17 protein-coding genes and 1 pseudogene are annotated in these 21,315 nt (G+C 44.6%); 4 read left to right on the plus strand and 14 right to left on the minus strand.

Annotated elements, in window-relative coordinates:
- Positions 1 to 3: 3 nt before the first annotated feature.
- From emrA to proV, 7 genes are all read right to left on the minus strand, one after another.
- Complete coding sequence (emrA, locus tag Xkoz_RS26605; protein ID WP_099141502.1) at positions 4 to 1,239, minus strand: multidrug efflux MFS transporter periplasmic adaptor subunit EmrA; 1,236 nt, start codon at positions 1,237 to 1,239, stop codon at positions 4 to 6.
- 254 nt (positions 1,240 to 1,493) lie between these two features.
- Positions 1,494 to 2,009 carry a transcriptional repressor MprA gene (gene mprA, locus Xkoz_RS26610; RefSeq protein WP_099141503.1) on the minus strand — a complete coding sequence of 172 codons (516 nt, stop codon included), beginning with the start codon at positions 2,007 to 2,009 and terminating at the stop codon, positions 1,494 to 1,496.
- A 129-nt stretch (positions 2,010 to 2,138) separates the two neighbouring features.
- Positions 2,139 to 2,474: an L-valine transporter subunit YgaH gene (gene ygaH, locus Xkoz_RS26615; RefSeq protein ID WP_099141504.1), complete on the minus strand. Its 336-nt coding sequence runs from the start codon at positions 2,472 to 2,474 to the stop codon at positions 2,139 to 2,141.
- Positions 2,475 to 2,498: 24 nt separating this feature from the next.
- Complete coding sequence (locus Xkoz_RS26620; RefSeq protein WP_099141546.1) at positions 2,499 to 3,284, minus strand: AzlC family ABC transporter permease; 786 nt, start codon at positions 3,282 to 3,284, stop codon at positions 2,499 to 2,501.
- Positions 3,285 to 3,498: 214 nt separating this feature from the next.
- Entirely contained in the window at positions 3,499 to 4,542 is a 1,044-nt protein-coding gene (gene proX / locus Xkoz_RS26625) for a glycine betaine/L-proline ABC transporter substrate-binding protein ProX (protein WP_099141505.1), read from the minus strand.
- A 47-nt stretch (positions 4,543 to 4,589) separates the two neighbouring features.
- Positions 4,590 to 5,687, minus strand: a complete 1,098-nt coding sequence (proW, locus tag Xkoz_RS26630; protein WP_099141506.1) for a glycine betaine/L-proline ABC transporter permease ProW — start codon at positions 5,685 to 5,687, stop codon at positions 4,590 to 4,592.
- Positions 5,677 to 6,879 carry a glycine betaine/L-proline ABC transporter ATP-binding protein ProV gene (gene proV / locus Xkoz_RS26635; protein ID WP_099141507.1) on the minus strand — a complete coding sequence of 401 codons (1,203 nt, stop codon included), beginning with the start codon at positions 6,877 to 6,879 and terminating at the stop codon, positions 5,677 to 5,679. Before proV ends, proW begins: the two co-directional genes overlap by 11 nt.
- Positions 6,880 to 8,176: 1,297 nt before the next feature.
- Between proV and Xkoz_RS26640 the strand changes: the two genes are divergently transcribed.
- Positions 8,177 to 8,662 (plus strand): methylated-DNA--[protein]-cysteine S-methyltransferase, encoded by a 486-nt coding sequence (locus Xkoz_RS26640; RefSeq protein ID WP_099141508.1) that lies wholly within the window; start codon positions 8,177 to 8,179, stop codon positions 8,660 to 8,662.
- A 136-nt stretch (positions 8,663 to 8,798) separates the two neighbouring features.
- Here the strand turns inward: Xkoz_RS26640 and Xkoz_RS26645 are convergent, their stop codons facing one another.
- Both Xkoz_RS26645 and Xkoz_RS26650 read right to left on the minus strand, forming a co-directional pair.
- Entirely contained in the window at positions 8,799 to 13,874 is a 5,076-nt protein-coding gene (locus tag Xkoz_RS26645; RefSeq protein ID WP_099141509.1) for an RHS repeat domain-containing protein, read from the minus strand.
- A gap of 346 nt (positions 13,875 to 14,220) precedes the next feature.
- Positions 14,221 to 14,445: a hypothetical protein gene (locus Xkoz_RS26650; RefSeq protein WP_099141511.1), complete on the minus strand. Its 225-nt coding sequence runs from the start codon at positions 14,443 to 14,445 to the stop codon at positions 14,221 to 14,223.
- A 703-nt stretch (positions 14,446 to 15,148) separates the two neighbouring features.
- Between Xkoz_RS26650 and Xkoz_RS26655 the strand changes: the two are divergent.
- Together Xkoz_RS26655 and cspE are read left to right on the plus strand one after the other, a co-directional pair.
- Positions 15,149 to 15,343, plus strand: a pseudogene (locus Xkoz_RS26655) (methylated-DNA--[protein]-cysteine S-methyltransferase); the annotation flags it as partial.
- Positions 15,344 to 15,522: 179 nt separating this feature from the next.
- Positions 15,523 to 15,732 (plus strand): transcription antiterminator/RNA stability regulator CspE, encoded by a 210-nt coding sequence (gene cspE / locus Xkoz_RS26660; RefSeq protein WP_045969514.1) that lies wholly within the window; start codon positions 15,523 to 15,525, stop codon positions 15,730 to 15,732.
- A gap of 79 nt (positions 15,733 to 15,811) precedes the next feature.
- On the opposite strand, the gene crcB is transcribed toward cspE, so the two are convergent.
- From crcB to lipB, 3 genes are all read right to left on the minus strand, one after another.
- Positions 15,812 to 16,186, minus strand: a complete 375-nt coding sequence (gene crcB, locus Xkoz_RS26665) for a fluoride efflux transporter CrcB (protein ID WP_099141547.1) — start codon at positions 16,184 to 16,186, stop codon at positions 15,812 to 15,814.
- Between the two features lie 15 nt (positions 16,187 to 16,201).
- Positions 16,202 to 17,167 carry a lipoyl synthase gene (gene lipA / locus Xkoz_RS26670; protein WP_099141512.1) on the minus strand — a complete coding sequence of 322 codons (966 nt, stop codon included), beginning with the start codon at positions 17,165 to 17,167 and terminating at the stop codon, positions 16,202 to 16,204.
- 117 nt (positions 17,168 to 17,284) lie between these two features.
- Positions 17,285 to 17,932: a lipoyl(octanoyl) transferase LipB gene (lipB, locus tag Xkoz_RS26675; RefSeq protein ID WP_208615222.1), complete on the minus strand. Its 648-nt coding sequence runs from the start codon at positions 17,930 to 17,932 to the stop codon at positions 17,285 to 17,287.
- Positions 17,933 to 18,102: 170 nt separating this feature from the next.
- Here lipB and Xkoz_RS26680 point away from each other — a divergent pair, with 170 nt between their 5' ends.
- Positions 18,103 to 19,563 (plus strand): TrkH family potassium uptake protein, encoded by a 1,461-nt coding sequence (locus Xkoz_RS26680; RefSeq protein ID WP_099141513.1) that lies wholly within the window; start codon positions 18,103 to 18,105, stop codon positions 19,561 to 19,563.
- Between the two features lie 135 nt (positions 19,564 to 19,698).
- On the opposite strand, the gene ybeD is transcribed toward Xkoz_RS26680, so the two are convergent.
- Positions 19,699 to 19,962 carry a DUF493 family protein YbeD gene (gene ybeD / locus Xkoz_RS26685; protein WP_099141514.1) on the minus strand — a complete coding sequence of 88 codons (264 nt, stop codon included), beginning with the start codon at positions 19,960 to 19,962 and terminating at the stop codon, positions 19,699 to 19,701.
- Positions 19,963 to 20,072: 110 nt separating this feature from the next.
- Complete coding sequence (gene dacA / locus Xkoz_RS26690; RefSeq protein ID WP_099141515.1) at positions 20,073 to 21,281, minus strand: D-alanyl-D-alanine carboxypeptidase DacA; 1,209 nt, start codon at positions 21,279 to 21,281, stop codon at positions 20,073 to 20,075.
- Between the last annotated feature and the right edge of the window lie 34 nt (positions 21,282 to 21,315).

Consider the following 21,315-nt stretch of genomic DNA (forward strand, 5'->3'; position numbering starts at 1 on the left):
CCCTTAAATTTGGTTCCCTGAGTTACTATTAATAATGTCAGTAACTATTTTGTTTGCAGGAGCCATATCTATCGTTAAGGCATTGGTCTGATAGGCCGGAAGCGTACGTTCAGTGGTTGCTAATACCGTTCCATCGGTGTTCGCGGTGTCCACGGTAACTTTTGTTGATAACCCAATTCGCAAGGGATGTTGCTTTACTTGTTCAGGATCAAGTTCAATACGGACTGGCAGGCGTTGTACAACCTTAATCCAGTTGCCGCTGGCATTTTGCGCTGGTAACAGAGAAAAGGCACTGCCGGTTCCCATATTAATCCCCGCGACCTTACCGGTATAGACAACATCATCACCATAGAAATCGCTGATGACGGTAGCGGGCTGCCCAATCCGCATGTTTGCCAGTTGGGTTTCTTTGAAATTGGACTCAATCCACATATTGTTGGCCGGTACAATCGCCATTAAGGGGGTTCCTGAATTGATACGAGAGCCTACCTGCACGCTGCGGCGAGCAACATAACCATCAACCGGGCTGACAACATGGGTTCTCTGTAAGGCGAGCCAGGCATCACGAACGCCAGAGGCCGCTTTTTCGACGGCTGGCTGTTTTTCCAGTGGAGTATCCAGAATAATGGCTTGATTGCTTTTATATTGGGCTATCGCGACATCCAGATCAGCTTGAGCAGTAGAGACAGCTTCTCGCATATGTTGCAACTCTTCTTTACCAATCAGCTCCTGAGTCCCCAATATTTCCCTTCGGTTAAGATCATGTTGGGCTTTTCTGAGGGCAATTTTTTTCAGCTCAATGATAGCTTGGTATCTTTTACTGTCGATCATGTGCTGATGGGTGATCCGGACAGTATTGGCTAATTCATTTTTAGCGCTTTCCAACGCTAATTCGGCGTCACGGGGATCGAGTTGGACAAGAGGCTGACCACTTTTCACAAAATCAGTATTGTCAAAATTGACAGTCACGACGCTGCCTGCAATTTGCGACATTATTTGGATCTGATTACCCGTAACATAGGCATTATCAGTTTCCTCATGGTGACGTAAAGTGAGAAACCAATAAACGGTATAACCGGCCCCAAGCAAAAGGAAGAACAACGTCAATAACGTAATGGTACGGCGACGTTTCTGTTTTTTGAGATCATTTTTTATTTTTACCTTTGAAGAAGATTGCCTTTCGCTTGAGGATAGCGTGCTTTCGTTAGACGGAAGTGGTGCTTTCTCACTAATACTCATGGAGAGTCTCCGTATTTGTTCTTAACTTATAATTAATTGTATGGCCCCGATTGGAAAAAAACACGATTCCAGTAGTGTGCATTTACACTACTGGAAGGGGCAAACGATATGGATTTAATTATTACCTGAAGATAATAGCCAGCCATACGAAGTATCCGATGATACAGGCTAGCAGAAAAGTTTTTTTAGATTATGTTGCTATAACGTGTTTTCTGTTTTGTTGATCTAAGACTGCTCAGAAAACGGACAGACAATCACTTACTTAAACAATCCCCAATATTATCTAATTGCCCCAAGATTTTTCTCATCAGTTTTTCTAACTGTTTTTTCTCCTCGGAATCAAGAATAGACCAAAGTTTAATTAGGCACTCATGCTGTGGTGGCAGTAAACTATTCAAAAAAATTGAACCTTTTTCTGTAAGATGAAGATGAAGACAACGGCGGTCGTTGTGGCTCTCCTTCCTCTCTATCCAACCTTGCTTTTCTAATTCATCTGCAATTCGGGTTGCATTTGTACGGGAAGAGCCTAATGCAGCGCTAAGTTCTGATGGCTGAATGCTACGACTTTCTTTGGTATCCAGAATCATCAGAGCCATAAACAAGGTTTCATTGATTCCTTGTGCTTTCAGCATGTTGTTGCGATTTTCCAGAAGTTTATTCTGGACATGCATGGATAAGCGAGTGAGTAATATCTCTTGGTAGGGCAAACTTTTTTGCTGTGATACACGGCAATTAAGTAACTCTTCTGTGGGAGTGAATGAACTTTCCATTGTTTAGATACCTTATTAGTTTCAACCGGTAAAGTAACTTTTGTTAAAAACCATACAAATACTATATTAAAAGTTAAATTTAGCAATTGTAGTTATTTATTATCATCATATTTCTTTTAATATTGATACCTAATTCATAAATACTTTGAATGCTATCCCAAAGATTAAGGCACCAGATAGTGTGGAAATGATGATGCTTCGTGTTTTATAGAAGAAAAAGCAGATAGTTAGGCAACCCATTAACGTCGGAAAAAGTTTGCTGTGCTCTTTCATGGCGTCTGGAATGCTTGAGACGATGAGGAGTGAGCAAATTGATGCGATACCAATGCTGTCGAGTATGACTCCCATTTTCCCTTTTTTTCCTGCCGGTGAGTGATTGGCTCCTAAACGCAGAGGAAGATAGCGGAATAGAAAATTGGCAGCGCCTACAATAAGTCCAATAAAAAGTATTTTATTATCAATCATATAATTTTATAGTCATGTAATGCATTAATCATGCAAGGTATTGGCATTCGATTGTGTGTTTTTAGTTTGCAACAGTGCGGCTAAGCATCCACCCATGATCCCCGCAAGAATGGCGATAGGGATTGAAAAAAATGTAATGCCTACTAAAGCGCCCAATAAGGAAGCGGTAATACAGTAAGTATGCTGCTTTTGGAAAGAGGCTAATAAAAAACTTAAAAACAGAGCCGGAAGCATAAATGTCATGGCCGCTTCAACGGCGGGATAAGAATTCAGATAACCATTACCCAGGATGGCTCCTGCTACAGTACCCAATACCCAAGAGAGCCAGGAGCATATTGCAATGGCCATCATCCAGTTTTCACTCCAACTTCGCTGGTCTTTAATGAGTTTGGTTGTTGCTGCGGCAAAAACTTCATCAGTCAGGCCAAAGGCCCAAATCACGGTTTTCTTTTCCGAGAGTTTTTGTTTAATGCGATAGCGTAAGGCAGGGCCATACAAAATATGGCGGATATCCATTGCCATTACTGTCAGTGCAGAAACCCACAGCGACATTCCGGCGCTCAATAAGGCAGTAATCACAAACTGGCTGGCTCCGGCATAAATGACACATGAAAAAAATATGGCCTCTATGGGAGTAAATCCCAGTTTAGTGGCGCTTAAACCAAATGCAAAAGAGATGGGAATATAGCCAATAGCGATTGGAAGACTATCAAAAATACCTTCTTTAAATGAAGAAACCTTGTTTGGTAGAGGCTTCCCAGGTTCTGATGTATCAGAGGCTGATGTATCAGGTGCAGATTTCTCAAGCATTGACATGGAGTATTTTGTTTTTTTGTTAACAGATAAAACAACCTTAACAAAATATGATGAAAGTGAAAATATAAAATATATAAATTATTTAAATAATGTCATTCAGAACAATGGGATTGGTGGTCGTAGAGGAATAGATACGGAGTAGCCGTGAATTTTTGTTAATGTTTTCACGGCTACATAGGTTACTACACAGCGTAAAAGAAAAGTTAATTTATGCTTTATCAGCGGCTTCTCTGGCTGCTTTTAGCCAACGATCTACCGTTGCCTGATGTGATTTGATCCAATATTCAGCCTGGCGTTCAATATCAGCTTCTGACGTTTTAGCACTATGCATAAGCCGATTTTGAGCACTAATATCCGCAATAGGCAAGGTCATTACAGCAAACAGTTTCGCCGCAGCGGGGTTCTTTTCTGCCCACGCTTTGTTTGCCACGATGTGCATGGTACTGGGAGGAAAACCATAGTTACGGCCGTTAGGCAACTGAGTATCGATAGTTTCTCCCTCACCGGTAGCAGAGAAGGGGACTTGCAGCCAGATGACATCTTTTCCGGGTTTCAGGACATCACTCACCCAGTAAGGTGTCCAGGTATAATAAAGGATAGGCTTACCAGCCCGATAACGGGCAATAGTATCAGCCATCATGGCGGCATAATTGCCTTGGTTTTGTTCCACCGTATTTTTTAATCTATAAGCCGCTAAGTGATGGTTGATTGCGCTTTCACATCCCCATCCAGGGTTACAACCTGTCAAATCTGCTTTTCCATCGCCATTACTATCAAACAACTTGGCAAGTTTAGGATCTTTTAATTGAGCAATATTGGTGATGTGATATTTTTCTGCGGTTTTTTTATCAATCAGATATCCCTGAGCCGCATTGACGACATAATTTCCCTTGCGATAGAAGACATTATCTCCTCCAGCAGCTTTGTATGGGGCATCATGGAGTGGAACCCAATTGACGGTCATAAATGTGGCATCACCAGAAGCAATGGAAGTGTAAGCGACGTTATAATCAACTTCCTTGATCGGTTTGACATCATAGCCAAGTTTTTCCAACGCTTTGCAGACAATCAACGTCTGAAATGTTTCTTCGCTGATTGTACTTTGTAGTGGTTGCACACTAATGCCTTTGCCGGGAAATTCAGTCGCAGCAAATGCTGTGGATGTTAAGGAGAGGCTCGTGAATATTATCAGGAGCGTTCCAGAAATTATCCCCTTATTGATGATCTCTTTGCATAAGGTGATTATGCGCATGGTGATTTCCTCCTTTTGTTGCCAGATCGGATGTTGTTTTGGACGTATTATTTTGACTGGCGCGATTTTGATAGATGGTTTTTTTTCTTAATTGCGTGAATTGAGAGAAAAAGTAGGCGAAGCAATCCTATTGGCCCAGAGTGATACCAGTGTCCCCCTCTGGCTCGATGATTCTTGCCCAGGGATTGCGTCAGGCGATCAAGGATAATGGCAAGAAGGACAATGCCCGTACCGCCAACGGCGGCCAATCCTATGTCAAGGCGGCCAATACCACGCAATACCATTAATCCCAAGCCGCCAACCGCAATCATGGAAGCTATGACGACCATGGAAAGCGCTAACATCAATGTTTGGTTCACACCAGCCATAATCGTCGGCATCGCTAGCGGCAGTTGAACTTTGAACAACATCTGCCTTGGGCTTGCTCCAAATGATCTGGCGGCTTCAATTAAATCTGATGGAACTTGCTTTATTCCCAGAATGGTCAGGCGAATAATGGGAGGTAACGCAAAAATGATAGTAACGATGACGCCAGGGACATTACCTATGCCAAACAGCATGACGATGGGAACCAGATAAACAAAAGCCGGCGTGGTTTGCATAGCATCCAGCAAGGGGCGAACAATCTTGGCCAGCCGCTCATTACGCGCCAACCCAATACCGAGAGGAAGCCCAATGATAAGGCAGAATAGCAGGGCTGTCAGCACCAGAGCCATGGTTACCATGGCTTCTGACCAGGCTCCAATGGCACCGATCATGATCAGTGAAATGAAAGAGAGCACACCGATTCCTGCTCCGGCAAGTTGCCAGGCCAGCAAGGCAAAAAATAAAATGGTAATGGGTGGGGGCAATGTCATCAGGAATTGTTCAAAACCGCTGAGGACAAAATCGACCGGCACACGGATCACCTGAAAAACAGGGCGAAAATGTATGACAACCCAATCGACAATATGAGTTACCCATGAGTCAAACGGAATGAGTTTGTGCTGAAAAGGTGACATGAGATTAAAGTGTTCAGCAGGGATGTCGGTTGGCGATGTATTCAGCCAATCAGGGTTTTCTGGTGGAGAAGTGGCTCCACTGTCCATCCAGGGATCACTATTGATGTTGGGATCAGTGACTGTTTGTGGAGAGTTATTGTCCATTGGGTGCCTCCTTATCTAAGGCCTGTAGCAATATTCCTTTGGAAATGACACCTAAATAACGACTATTGTCACCTACGACAGGCACCGCGCAGGGAGATTGCGCGACAGTCGATATCAATTCATTCAACGGAATATCTGCCGAAACGGCGATGGGTGTTTCCAATATGGCATGTTCAATGGATTTCTTTTCTGCCAACGCCTGTTGCAGGGAGTTGACAGAGACCACTCCAATAAATTTTTGGCCTTTTTCGATCAAATAGCCATAGTTCCTGTCCTCATTATCCAGCACTTTTAATGCCGAGCGCGGGCCAAAGCCGGCAGCGGCATGGAGCAATGTTGCTGGTCGACGGCGGGCAATATCTTTGGCTGAGAAAACATGGCCGACATCCACACCACGGAAGAAAGTTTTGACATAATCATTAGCGGGGCTATTCATGATTTCATCAGGTGTTCCGACCTGGACGACAATACCATCCTGCATGATGGCAATGCGATCACCGATGCGCATAGCTTCATCCAAATCGTGGGAAATAAACACAACGGTACGTTGATGCTCCCCTTGCAAACGTAGTAACTCATCTTGCATTTCGGCACGGATTAGGGGATCAAGGGCCGAGAAGGCTTCATCCATTAACAGAATATCGGGATTGTTAGCCAACGCTCTGGCTAAGCCAACCCGTTGTTGCATACCCCCGGACAGTTCATCAGGATAGGATAGGGCGTAGCTTTCGAGATTGACTTGTTTCAGCGTTTCAAAGGCTTTTTGATGGCGCTCGTCTTTAGGAATGCCCGCAAGATCCATACCAAACGCGGTATTATCCAGAATATTCAAATGCGGCATAAGCGCAAATGACTGGAAAACCATGCTGATTTTGCTACGTCTAACATTCCGTAACTGGGTTTCGGTGATGGTGGAAATATCTTCACCGTCGATAAGTACATGGCCTTTGGTAGGCTCTATCAGACGATTGAGAAGACGTACTAGAGTGGATTTACCTGAACCAGATAATCCCATAATCACAAATACTTCGCCTTCTTCAATGGCCAGATTGACATCCTGGACACCGACGGTAAGACCTGTTTTTTCAAATATTTGCTCTTTGCTGAGACCCGACGCTAATAACTTAAATGCAGTCTCAGGATTATTGCCAAATATTTTATAGAGGTTCTTAACTTCAAGTTTAATGCTCATGGAATAAATATTTCCTATTATTGATGATATGTTGAGGTTGATTACTCCAGCGCTATTTTACCAACATATACCCTAACATATTAAAATACGCTGACAACCCCTTATTTAACATCATTAATACAATGGTTATGTTTCCTATGGCATAATATGGGGGTGAGAAAATGGATTTTTGGATAATTATTTAGAGAAATTCAGCTCAATAAATGAATTGAATTTCAGAAAACAATGAAAGATTATTATCCTGTATAAAATTAATTTATTTATATGTTTAGGGTATTATTTTGATTTTTTACATTTTCTTGGTTTTTTATTCTTTATTTTTTGGTTATCAGTGTGGGGGTTATCATTGCATAAAAATCCATAAAAAAGTGATGGGATAAAATTATCATCGCGATATATTTAATATTTATGGGGTTGTTGAATATGATTCTATGTTTAAGGCTTTAAAATGGAGTTTTTTGGGATATAAGTGAGGATATAACAAAAGAGTATGTTGTTTATATTTGTTGTTTTTTGTTATTTATTAACCATATTGAATGGAATTGAAATTAAGTAGCTAAATGTTTATTTTGTTTTTTCTATTCTTGGAGTGTTTATGGCTAATTTTTCAGTGAGTTTTTTATATTAAACAGAATGTTAACAGATATGAAATGTAATACTTAAGGCTGGGTGAAATAATTAATTTAAATTCATTGGTTATCGTTCATTATTTCACTGTGCTAAGGATAGAAAAGGGGTCTTGTTCAGAAAAAAGTCAGATGCTTGAGTGATTGGGAGATGATCTTTATCACAGTTTATCAGTTAACGCTTTTAATGCTTGGGGATAACTGGCTTTTTCACACCATTGAGTGCATTGGTTGCAGTGTAGTGTATCTCTTTTAGGGGAATTTCCCCCAATTGTCGTTTTCTAACCTAGAATAGACCAATGATATGCCTCTGTGTGTCATAAAGGATAACACTTTTAGCAAAATTTAGGGGTGGTATATTATTTAATAATAATAAAAACGAACACATGTGTATTATATTGAGATAATTTAATTGTGAAATTAGAGCTATATATAGTTATCTGTTTTGATTTTTTGTCTACATGTGGTGTTTTGATCTTTTTTAAATAGGTGACATTAAAAATAAAGTGTCATAACTTATTGGCAGAGCCATAATTTTAATTGTCAGAGGGCGCGATGGTTTCTTTATCAAATTGTCAGATGTGTAATCGAATTCATCATTGCAAAGTGATGAATGGGCGCTTTAGGCTAGTACAGAAATTTTTAATAATAAATTAAATGGAGGTTAGTTTATGTATCATCATTACCTGAATACTCCAGAAGGATTTCCCAAGCCTTATGTACATATCACTGCGGACGATGAAGGAGTAAGTAGTATCTATTTCGTCAATGAAAAGAAAGAATTAGAATCAAAAAATGGGATGACCAAACAGTGCGCGAAAGAGTTACAGGAATATTTTAAAGGGAAACGGCTAACGTTTACCGTTCCTTTAAGCATGCAGGGCACTGAATTCCAAAAGCGCGTTTGGCAGCAGCTTTGCAAAATTCCTTATGGAGAAATGTGGAGTTATAAAAAACTGGCACTCACGTTAGGTTCGGTCAATTATTGTCGTGCGGTCGGCATGGCAAATTCACGCAATCCTGTTTCATTAATTGTGCCTTGTCATCGGGTGATTGGACATGATGGTAAATTGGTTGGCTATACCGGTGGGCTGGATATCAAAAGGTGGCTACTGGAACATGAAAAGAGCAGAAAGGTGAAAAGTAAACAGAATTAAAATAAAACGCTAATTTATTTGTGAAACCACTATTGGTGTATAAAATCAATTAAATGTAAGTGTTGATATTTCCCCGCGAAGCGGGGAGATATCTGATGCATATTTCACAATCATAACCTCAAAATCATTATGAAATTTAATTTGGAAAAAGAATATTATATAATAAAGCATAAGATAATGGGTCATTAAGAGAAATAACACCTGTTACTTCTTGTATTATTTGTTCTTTATGAGGAAATCTAAGTAATAAATCAGCCGCAGCCCAATCTTTAAACATTCCTCTATAGTTGTTCATCCCCCACAGTTGTAGTATTTGTGACATTCTTATCTCATCAAAAGGTGTTTGATGTGTAAAATTATAATCAATGAGTGAACGTATTGTATTAGTATTGGTAACGTGTGTTACAGCAGTATCATCAGTAATAAATTGCGCATATAATCTTAAATAAATACTGTCTGTAATATTCACATGAGTACTTTGTTCAGTAAAAAGTTTTACTGAAACAGAATTATCTATTCTCCATATATTACTTCCACTGGAAGTTTCCCAAAAACCTAATTTTAAAACCTTTCCATAAGTTGATTGATACTCGTAAGGATTAGCTATACTCCTACTCAGATTATCCAAATTAATTTCGATATTATTTATCTGGCTATTGCCTATAGTTTCCACAATATCTCGGCCAGCCTGGTTCTTAATCTGCCTGAAACTGCGTACATACTCTGTTTCTCTTACAGTCAGAGAGCCAGCCGTAGTGTAGCTATGGCTACTTCCCGCCACCTCTGCCCCCCTGCCACTCAGGCCATGAGAAAAACTCTCGGTTAACCTTTCACCGGTTTGCCGCATTCCCCGCGCCAGCCCGCCCAGCAGCCCGCTGCCTAAACTTAATGCTCCCAGGGAGAGGGATACCCAGCCCAGCACCGCTGATGCCTGCGGGTTGCTCTCTTCCATCGCCGCACTGGTAATTCCGGTCGCATCGCCCAAAAAGCCGATCCCCGCTAAAATCGCGCCGCTAATTGTCAGAGACGCACCTCCCGTCGGGATCGCCATTGCCAGCCCAATGACCAGACCTATTGTCCCAAAGACAATGCCCAGAATACTGCCCAGGCTTATATGCCCGCTGGGATCGCTCCGGTTTATCGGATCACCCAAACAGTATGCATAGGGGTTCAGCCCCCCGGCACCAAACGGGCTTAAGCTATCCGGGGCAGTAAACCGCATGAGTACCGGATTGTAGGTCCGGTAGCCATTGCCCAGATGATAACCGCCGCCCACCGGATCGAAGGCTTCCCCGGTATACGCGGGCTGAGCGGGATCCTGTTCGTTTGTTGCCTGCTGCCCATACGGCGTGTAGCGATAGCGGGTCAGGGTATCGGGATGCTGTAGGCTCACCAGCACACTGCCTTGCTGGTCAGTACCCAGTAAATGCGTGCCACTGTCGGTGACGGTTGCCGCCGGCACGCCGTTCGCCTGTACCCGGTGGGTTTCTGTCCCGCTTTCCCGCAATACTTCCATCACCCGTATGTTGCCCCAATAATACAGTTCCTGCGTCTGTGTATCGTTCAGTCGTTGCAGTGCCAGCCGACCCGCCGCATCGTACCCGTAACCACAGGTGTTTTCGTTCAGCGTGGCGGAGGTGAGCTGGCCCAGCGCATCGTAGGTAAGCTCTCGCCCGGCCTCATCCCGGATCAGCCGCCCGTTTTTATCGTAAGCCAGCGTAATTTCCGCCGGATAGCCCGGATGGGTATGAGTAATACGCTGTAACTGGCAGGCATCGGACGGGCTGTAACTGAACGTCGCCGTATCACTGCTGCCATCCGCCAGCGTGGTGATACAAGTCAGGATATTACCCAGCCGATCATAAGTGAACTGCTGGCGGGTCAGCGTCATACCATAAGCATCCCGTGGGCACTCGCTCCCCGTGCACTGATAATCCGTCAGCCAGCGGCGGGCAGGGTCGTAAGTGTAGCTTTCCTGCCGTAACAATCCGGCCTGTTGTGAGTGGGTCGCCCGGCTCGCTATCTGACCGATAACGGTATAGGTCTGCGTCAGCGTCAGTATGTCGGTGTCGCTTTCAATCCGGCGTTCCGTTTCCCGGCCAAAATCATCCCACTTCAGCGTAGTCATCAGTTGCTGCGTTGTTTTTTTATCCTGTACCGTCCAGCGGTTAAGCCGGCTGGCGGCATCATAGGAAAAGGTCACACTGAGAGCCTCGTCAGCCATTTCAACCGGCCGCCCCAGCGTATCAAAACGCAGCCGCTGGGTTCGGTTTTCCGCCGTTGAAAATCCCCGGTATTCTGTCAGCCTGCCCGCTGGCGAGTAACGGTATTCTGCGTTCCGGGCCGCGCCTGCACCGGTATCGTCAAAACGCACACTTTCCTGCTGTAACTGCCCGTCCGGGGTATAATTGAGTTGCTGAACAGCCTGCTGTGCCGTCACCGCCCGGACCATCGCGCCGGTTTTAGCCTCATAGGTAAAGTTTTGCTGGATACCCGTGGTGATCATCTGGAGCAACGCGTTGCCCAGCCGGGGTTCATGTTGTTGCTGCGATGTCTGCCCCTGCGCATCGGTGACCGCTATCGGTGCCGGATTATTGGCCTGATAGGTCGCCCGGTGGGTACGGTCGCTAACCGTGGTGGATATCACCCGGTGCAGGCTGTCAAACTCACGGATACCCAGCACTTTTCCGTCGGCTTCTATCTGTGTCAGTAACGCCCCGACGCTGAACGGCGCATAACTTTTGCGCACCACGGTGCCATCGCTGTACTGGATCACCGATACCCGGTTAAAGGCATCATAACCGTACTCGGTCTTCTGCCCCAGCGCATCCACCGTGGCGCGTAATCGCCCCAGTCCGTCATAATCGTTTTGTTGCTGGCTGGCCGGTTGTCCCTGACTGTCATATTGCGTTACGGTCAACGGCTGGTGCCGCAGGTCGTAGACGGTTTCTGTATAACTGAACGACAGGCCATCCGCTTCCATCTGATGCCGGGTTGTCAGCGTGACCGGATCATACTCCTGCCGCAACCGTTTTCCGGTGTCATCCGTGACCAGGCAGGGTTGACCCCAGTTGTTGTAAGTGGTTTGCTGGCGAACGGAAACCTGCCTGACCTGTGCCTCTTTTTCCGGATCTGTTTCCGTTGGTAACCAGTCATGGTAGGTTTTCGTGATAGCCCGGCCCCAGCTGTCCCGCTCGATGCCCGACACTTGACGCCAGCCCGCCGCTTCCTGCCCTTTCGCCAGTATTTCCTTTTGATAAGGCTGTCCTTTTCCGTTAAACCGGGTGCGTGTCTGATTGCCCCAAACATCCTGTTGGGTGGTGGTGGGCACGTTATTTTCTTCAATGGTATAAGTAAACTGAATATCGCGGGCGTAATCCGTGCCGGCATTATCCTCCTGTTTCAGCAGGCGTCCCAGTGCATCATAGGTATAGTGTGCCGTACAATTCAGTGGGTCTTGTCCCCGCAAGAGTTTGCCGCTGACACACGATGTCACCTGGAGGCCACTGACGGTCAGCCCGTCATGTCCGCACCACTGCACGGTATTTTGCAGCTCTCCGTCTGTCAGGCTGTAGCTGAAGCGCGTCTGGCTGGTCCAGTGCGGCAAGGTGTCCGTTGACCTGTTATCCGGCGCGCTGTAGACCGTTTCTTCAATCAATGCCACCCGCCCGTGGTGGGGCTGATCCGGCTGATCCACATAATGGGTTTGGCTGGCTTGCAGTAACTGGCTGCCGCTGTACATTTCTTGCCGGGTACACACCACGGCATAGGTGTTCGGGCTGCCGGAACGGGTGGATAAGGTTTCATAACGATAGCGCACGTGATGCACCGGCGCATCGTTATAGCCCGCTGTCGGTGCTGGCGTCACAGTTTTAGATTTAACGTAACGCACAAACCCGTGGGGGTCCGCCGGACACTGATCGGTTTCCCCTTCTGCGGGGTAATATACCCATTCAGTACGGGTGCCATCCGGGGCGACCTGAACGGTCGGGTTGCCCGCCGCATCAAATTCAGTCTGCGTCACTTCTTCCCGCTGGCCACTGTCACTGATAAAACGCACTGTCGCGGATTGCGGTAACTGGAACTGCGGCGGCTGGTTATCAAAACTTTGTCCAATGTGGGCATAATATTTTGTCTTGTGCTGACGCTGACAACTGTTTTGCTGTGCGTTTTCTGAAATCAGCAGGTGGTAATTATTGTAACGCCGGGTAATATGCCGCTGTTCTGTGCCATTATTCCAATGCTCGGTTGAGCCGTAGTGATAATTTGTCAGGACCCCGTAGAGATAGTCATCATTCTCATTCCAGCTCCCATGACTGCCGTACCCCAGAAAATTATATTCGGTATATTCATAGTCCCTGATGATGTCAGAACCTGGCTTGATTTGTTGAGTGTGCCGGGTGACATAAGGCAACGGTGGCAGGTGGGCGTCACTGGGGAAGTCATGCCCCTCCAAATCGTAATTCACAAATTCAGTCATGCCGGTCGGTGATGAAATCCGGGTTAAGAATCCGCTGCCTGAGTCATACCCCAGTTTCCAGCTTAACGTTTGGTCACCCGACTCATTATGGATCTGAGTCACCCGGTCATTCTCAAAGTTTAATCGGATAACATAAGATTCCGGTGTGTCGGGCCAGACCATAATCCGGGTATAGATAGCCGTATGATACTGGATTTTTAACAGCACCTGACTTTCGTCTGAGACTGAAACAAGGCGGGGGATTGGCTTCCCCCCATAATCCCAATCCAGTGTCAGAGTACATCCCAGTGGGTTGATAATGTGAGTGGGGACTTTGAGATCATAAAGATTCCGGGGACCGGTCAGTATTTCCACCTGACCGGATTTATGGATGACCCGGTAAACATTTTGTTCGACATCTTTTTCAAACCGAATCACATCCTGCTTGTATTGTTTCAAAAAGACCCGCTCATCGGTTTCAAAGACTTTATACTGTTCGCCGGTTGAAAGCATTAACAACCGGTGTTCCGCATTATAGTGCGTGAGCCCCAGCGAAAAACCGATGCCAAAACCAATATTGCCCGAATTGAGCGGGCTATAAGACAGTGCGAAAGTCTGCTCTGGCCCAAGCTGGTTATTGCCGATAAGGTGTGCCAGCGGCATCGCGTAATTAAATAACCCGGTACGCGGATCGACTTGGCCCGTTGCTGTGCTCTGAAAATTAGCGGCCTGGGAGAAAAAATTATCACTCATCTTAATCACCTGTCTTTGAGAGCAGAATATTGTGGTCGTTAAAACGCGATATACCAATCGCCTTTCAAGATGCGTCTTATATCTCCCCGCGAAGCGGGGAGATATAAACACTCTCGTTGGTTTGCAAACGGCAACTTGAAGTTAGATTGGTATATACCCGTCGTCTTTCAAGTTGCCGCTTTGTTGGCTGCGCTCATTCACCCCAGTCACAGAGTTATCTATGCTCCTGGGGGTTCATTCCCTTGCCGCCGCGCTGCATCTTGAAATCCATAGGGTATAGACTGTTTTACCCTTCCTGTAGGTGAAATTCGTTATCATTGCCCGTGACATCCATGATAATTTTTAGCTAGACTGATTCATTGCCATAAACATCACGAAATTTAAATTGTGGCACTTGGTTCGCTTCATCAACCCAAAAATTGTCTATTGGTTTTTTGAAATAAAGTCGACTCAAACTAACCACATCAGTACGTGGTGTTGTGTCTATTTTGACTTGTGGAGTCGCTTCCCTAGTTATAGTGCTACCAGAATCAGGAAAATAATATTTTTTAGACTGATAATCAGCGCCCACTATTCTCCTAGCCTGATATTTCCCCCACAGAAACCAAAGATAAAGATGACTATCTGTTGTGTGATGAGTAAACCTTCGGTAATCATATCTAAAAGTGTCGTTATCGTTTTATAGTATTTTTAATATCAACATCATGAATAGAAAATTGATAATTATCAGTGGCATAGATGTAGTGATTATCTTGAGGGTTTTTTTATTTTTCTAAAATGCAAACGGAACTATACTAGGAATAGTTCCATGAAAATATAATATTATTTAATGAGATAAAATGTACGCCCAATACGACGAACGGGATTCAATTAAAAAACGACAACGACATTCTATAATTAATATTGACATATATAAATATTAGACTACGCATTAAAACATTTCCAATAAAATAATAAAAATAAATATTTCATTAATTAAGTTTATATAAATAAAAGATGGAAATCCTCGTGGAAATAATAACAAATTATTTTTATTGAACTCTTTTTTATAAGACTATTTTATGATGTGAGTTTATTTAAATAATTTTATTGTCTATTTGAAGGTAAGCGCCAGCGAATAACCACCTTGCTTTTTGCTCTTTTCCAGATCCGGCACTGGCCTGTGCCCCGCGGGCGGGCTGAACAGCCATGCTTCCTGCCGGGCATTGGAGACAGTTTGATGGTTGTCCTGGAAGTTTTTTTCACATTCTCAGCAGGCGTATTTTGGGCGAATGTTGGGTTCGGTCAATTATTGTTGTGTGGTCAGTATGGCAAATTCACGCAATCCTATTTCATTAATCGTGCCTTGTCATCGGGTGATTGGACATGATGGTAAATTGGTCGGCTATACCGGTGGGCTGGCGATCAAAAGGTGGTTACTGGCTCATGAAAAGAGCAGAAAAGTAAACAGAAGTAAAATAAAACGCTAATTTATTTGTGAAACCACCATTGACGTATAAAATCAATCAATGTAATTAAACAAAAAGTCTGTTTTTTTACATTCGGTTATATGTTTCGTGATCTATGTTGCAGACAGTGGACTATATTATTTGCTGTACTGTACGTCGTGACGCTGAGTTCGTGTCTTGTTTATTAAAGGTAAGTTTTAATGTCAAAAATTAAAGGTAACGTTAAGTGGTTTAATGAATCCAAAGGGTTCGGTTTTATCACTCCGGAAGATGGTAGTAAGGATGTTTTTGTACACTTTTCAGCCATTCAGTCTAACGGATTTAAGACTCTGGCCGAAGGCCAAAAAGTAGAGTTTGAAATTACTGAGGGTGCGAAAGGTCCATCTGCTGCAAACGTTGTCGCAATCTAATTTCGAATCCCATATTTTGAAAACCCGTTTTGATAACGGGTTTTTTTATCTTATGGGTTTTTAGAGGGTTATCAGATCATTACAGTTTGTTCATGAGTGCAAAAGCCAATGTTGTCATCAACAATGAACCAATCACATTCATCAAGAGACTGGCTAGCGCCCAACCTATTTTTCCTGCCTGTAAGAGATAAACCACTTCGACAGAAAAAGTGGAAAAGGTGGTTAACCCTCCGCAAAAACCTGTCGTTAGCATTAGCTTCCAAACCGGATCGAGGTGTGTGGCTTTGTTAAAGTAGGCCAAACCTAACCCAATGATAAATGCGCCAATACAATTAGCCGCCAGTGTACCAACGGCAATGGGGGAGGAAGGACTGTTCAGGCGGAGGCTGATGAGCCAGCGCAGTACGCTCCCCAGACCACCACCAATAAATACAGCAAACACAATATTCATTATGATGGTGGAAACCACTTATTTGATTTCGATGCCCTTGGCCTGCAAGTCAGCATGGTAAGAAGAGCGAACAAACGGGCCACAGGCAGCATGAGTAAAGCCCATCTCTAACGCGGCTTCTTTCATTTCATCAAATTCAGCGGGGCTGACATAACGCTGCACCGGTAAGTGATGGCGGCTTGGTTGTAAATATTGCCCCAAAGTCAGCATGGTGACACCGTGTCTGCGTAAATCGCGCATCACCTCTAAAATTTCTTCGTTGGTTTCGCCTAATCCCACCATTAAGCCTGATTTAGTTGGGATATCTGGATGCGCTGCCTTGAATTTTTCCAATAGTTTCAACGACCAGTCATAGTTAGCGCCCGGACGAACTTGACGATAAACCCGTGGCACGTTTTCCAAATTATGGTTGAACACATCAGGCGGGGTTGCAGTCAGAATTTCCAGGGCACGATCCATACGGCCGCGGAAATCCGGCACCAAAGTTTCGATCTTAATTGATGGGTTTTTTTCACGAATAGCTGCGATACAGTCAGCAAAATGCTGGGCACCACCATCACGCAAATCATCACGGTCAACAGAGGTGATAACGACATAACGCAGCTTCATATCCTGGATAGTCTGCGCGAGCTTGATAGGTTCATTGGCATCAGGTGCATTTGGGCGACCATGAGCGACGTCACAGAATGGACAGCGACGAGTACAGATGGCGCCGAGGATCATAAAAGTGGCGGTTCCGTGGTTAAAGCACTCCGCAAGGTTAGGGCAGGAGGCTTCTTCACAGACGGAATGCAACCCATTTTTGCGCATTGCCGCTTTGATACCCTGAATGCGGCTGGAATCCGCAGGAAGTTTGATTTTCATCCACTCAGGTTTACGCAAGAGTGCTTCACGTTCTGTGGCGATTGTTTTCACCGGGATCAAAGCCATCTTGTCTGCGTCGCGGTATTTGACACCACGTTCCATCTGAATTGGTTTACTCATAATCGTGCTGGTTCCAGTTATATTCTTCAGATTTTGACTTACTGCCTGGTGGTGATGAGAAAAATATCGAGGCAATAAGTCCATTCAAATTTTTTTGAAAAATGTTAAAAAATTATATCATCTTTCATTGATGAGTTGAAATCCCAAGATCTGACAGAATTTTTCCACCAGAACGGGTTGTACATCTTTAATCGTTACTCCGGTGACGAGGTCACTGAGTTGGATCATCTGCATGCCTGCATAACCACAAGGGTTGATGCGTAAAAATGGCTGTAAGTCCATTGCAATATTCAGTGCCAGACCATGGAAAGAGCATCCTTTGCGGATACGCAAACCAAGGGAGCATATTTTGTTACCTGCAACATAAACGCCTGGTGCATCCGGACGGGCATAGGCTTCCACACCAAAATGTGCCAGCGTTTCAATCACGGTATTTTCGATTGAAGTGACCAATTGACGCACCCCGATTTTTGCCCGTTTCAAGTCAATCAAAACATACATGACCTGCTGTCCGGGACCATGATAAGTGACTTGTCCTCCCCTGTCTGACTGGACAACAGGGATATCACCAGGTGCAAGTATATGCTCAGTTTTGCCGGCCTGACCTTGCGTAAAGACTTTTTCGTGTTGGACAAGCCAGATTTCATCCGGTGTTTCTGCCGTACGTTGTTCGGTGAATTGGTGCATGGCATCAGAAACCGGTTCGTAGGGCTGAATACCTAACTGGCGTAAAATAACGGTGTTATGTTGCAATGGAAATTTCATCATTCGTTAACAAAAGTGCCCGTCAGTATAACGCTGTAAGAGGATTCCCACCAGTTTGAGAATGACTTAATGTAATAATATTGTTCATTAGAAGAATATATTTTTATTTTATATTATCATGGTTATATATTTTGGTAATTTTCTCTTTAATCTCCTTTTTGAGCTAACAGATGGTCAAAAAAAACCAACTTCTCATTGTTGGGCATCTTTGTAGTTTTCTGGTGCTCCTTTATAGCCTCTCAATGTTGCTGCCTTTTTCTGTGGCTTTGTTTTATCAAGAAAAAAGTGTTTTTGCTTTTTTTGAAACATTTGTCATTGGCTTGGTTACCGGCGGAGTAGGCTGGTACTTTACCCGTAAAACTAAGGCGCAGCCCAGTACGCAAGATGGATTTCTTATCATTGTACTCTTCTGGTTGCTCTTTTCGTTGCTCAGTGCCTTGCCTTTTTTGCTCGACAATAGCTTAAATATCAATCTGGTGGATGCGATGTTCGAAGGAATATCTGGCATCACGACCACCGGTGCCACGGTATTGAATGATGTTTCAGCCCTGCCCAAATCCATGCTCTATTACCGTGCCCAGCTCAATTTTATCGGCGGCTTAGGTGTCATCGTCCTGGCTGTTGCTATTTTGCCTTTACTGGGAATTGGTGGCGCCAAACTGTATCAATCAGAAATGCCCGGCCCTTTTAAAGAAGAACGCTTGACGCCACGGCTTGCAGACAGTGCTAAGAGCCTATGGGTTGTGTATTTGTTGCTGGGAGGGATTTGTTCAGTCAGCTTCTGGGCGGCAGGTATGTCGTGGTTTGATGCTATCTGCCATGGGATCTCAACGGTTTCCTTGGGGGGATTTTCTACCCGTAATGAAAGCCTGGGTTATTACGACAGCGCCGCCATTGAAATGGTGGGGGGGGTTTTTTCGGTCCTGTCAGCGGTCAACTTTACGCTCTATTTTATCGCCTTGACGCGCAGGAGCTTAAAACCACTACTAAAAAATGCTGAACTGCAATTTTTCTTGCTGGTATTGGCGGCGATCGTTGCCATTATCTGGCTGGAATTATACCGTTCCGGCATGTATGGCGTGAAAGAAGCCTTTGTTCATGGCTTTTTCATGACCAGTTCCATGATGACGGATAATGGCTTGGCGACTTCTGATTATGCCCAGTGGCCTCCCCATACGATATTATTGTTGCTTGCTGTCAGTTTTTTTGGTGGCTGCGTGGGATCAACGTGTGGAGGCATAAAAGCCCTCCGTTTTATGATCCTGGCAAAACAGAGCTTCAGTGAAATTAACCAGCTCATTCATCCAAATGCCATCTCAACGATTAAAATTGGTCAATCTGCGGTTCAGGAAAGAGTGCTGCGTTCTGTCTGGGGGTTCTTCTTCCTCTATGTCTTTTTTAGTTGTTTCTTTGTCTGGGCTTTGAACTTGCTCGGTTATGATTTGGTCACTTCATTTGCGACTACTGCCGCATGCATCAATAATATGGGGATAGGATATGGCACGACGGCGCAAGGCTTCGGAGATCTTGATCCCATAGCAAAATGGATGATGTGTGCGGCCATGTTGTTGGGACGGTTGGAAATTTACCCAATACTGATTTTATGTTCAAAAGCGTTTTGGCGTTTTTGAGCAGCCTTTAGCCATAAATAAGTTGATATGTGCCAATATATTTAAAAGGTTATCATGTACTGCTGCCTGTACCGGATGGCAGTACATGGTGTTTTGCAAAATCGCGTAAGCCTTTTTAACAGTACGATTGCACCATCACAGCACTACGCGAACCAACTCCAGCTTACCTAACTCTTCATACAAGGTTTCAACTTGCTCAATATGGGTCGCATTGATGGTAATGGAGACAGAATGGTAATTGCCTTTGCTGCTTGGTTTCACGATTGGGGAGTAATCGCCCGGTGCATGGCGCTGAACGACTTCAATTACTTGATCCAGCAGCTCAGGTTGAGCTAATCCCATCACTTTGTAGGTGAATGAGCAAGGGAACTCAAGCAGTTCATTTAATTTCGTTTTCATGGGCGCTCCTAAAAGAGATTTGCCACGGCATAGTGATTGATCTACCGTGGCGTGATAATTTTATAACGATATGTCATTAATATAAGGCTCAATAATCGCCTTTCAAGGGATTAACCGAACCAATGATGGAACATCAGTCGGATATAGTCGATTAGGCGGCTAAAGAAACCACCCTCTTTGACTTCCTGCATCACGACTAATGGGCGTTGTTCAATGGTTTTACCATCAAGCTGGAAGTTGATGGTTCCAACAACTTGATTTTTGGCGAGTGGTGCATGCAGTTCGGTATTGTCCAATACATAGCTGGCTTTCAGGTCTTTCAAACGACCACGAGGGATAGTCAGGTAAACATCTTGTTCAACGCCCAGTTGGACCTTATCCGTATCACCAAACCAGATTGGCTCTGACGCAAATTCCTTACCGACTTGCAGTGGTGAAACGGTTTCGAAGAAACGGAAGCCCCACGTCAGCAGTTTTTTGCTGTCGGTTTCACGTCCTCTGGAGGTTGGGCTGCCCATCACAGCCGAAATCAGGCGCATATTGCCTTCGGTAGCCGAAGCAACCAGGTTATATCCTGCGCCGCTGGTGTGGCCTGTTTTAATACCGTCAACACTCAGGCTCTTATCCCACAGCAAACCATTGCGATTAGGCTGGTGGATGTTGTTGTAAGTAAAATCTTTTTCTTTGTAGATAGCGTATTCATCCGGCACATCGCGGATTAAGGCTCGACCAATCAATGCCATATCATGGGCGGAGCTGTATTGCCCGTTGGCATCCAGACCGTGAACGGTTTGAAAATGTGTATTTTTCAGCCCCAAACTTTGCACATATTGATTCATCAAACTGACGAATGCATCTTGGCTGCCTGCCACATAGTCTGCCATCGCGACACACGCATCGTTGCCCGATTGCAGGTTGATACCACGGGAGAGCATAGCGACAGAAACCTGATCACCCGGTTTTAAAAACATCAGGGACGAACCTTTAAATATCGGATTACCCGTTGCCCAGGCATCTTTACCGACAGTCACGATATCATCCGGTTTGATTTTGCCTGATTTGATGGCCTGGCCAATGACATAGCTGGTCATCATTTTGGTCAGACTTGCGGGATCGCGGCGGACATCTGCACTCTTTTCGGCCAATACCTTTCCTGAGTTGTAATCAATCAGAATATAGGCCTCTGAATCCAGTTCTGGCACGCCTGGGATCATGGTTTTGAAATTATCATCCGCGTTGGCAGATACGGAAACACTGGCAGCGAGGGCAATGCCTAACGTGGCATTTTTAATAAGACGGGAAGTAACGATGTATTTCATGATTGATTAGATAACATCCGTGAGAGAAGGATTG

Origin of the sequence: Xenorhabdus kozodoii, assembly GCF_002632875.1 — a bacterium.
Lineage (GTDB): Bacteria > Pseudomonadota > Gammaproteobacteria > Enterobacterales > Enterobacteriaceae > Xenorhabdus > Xenorhabdus kozodoii.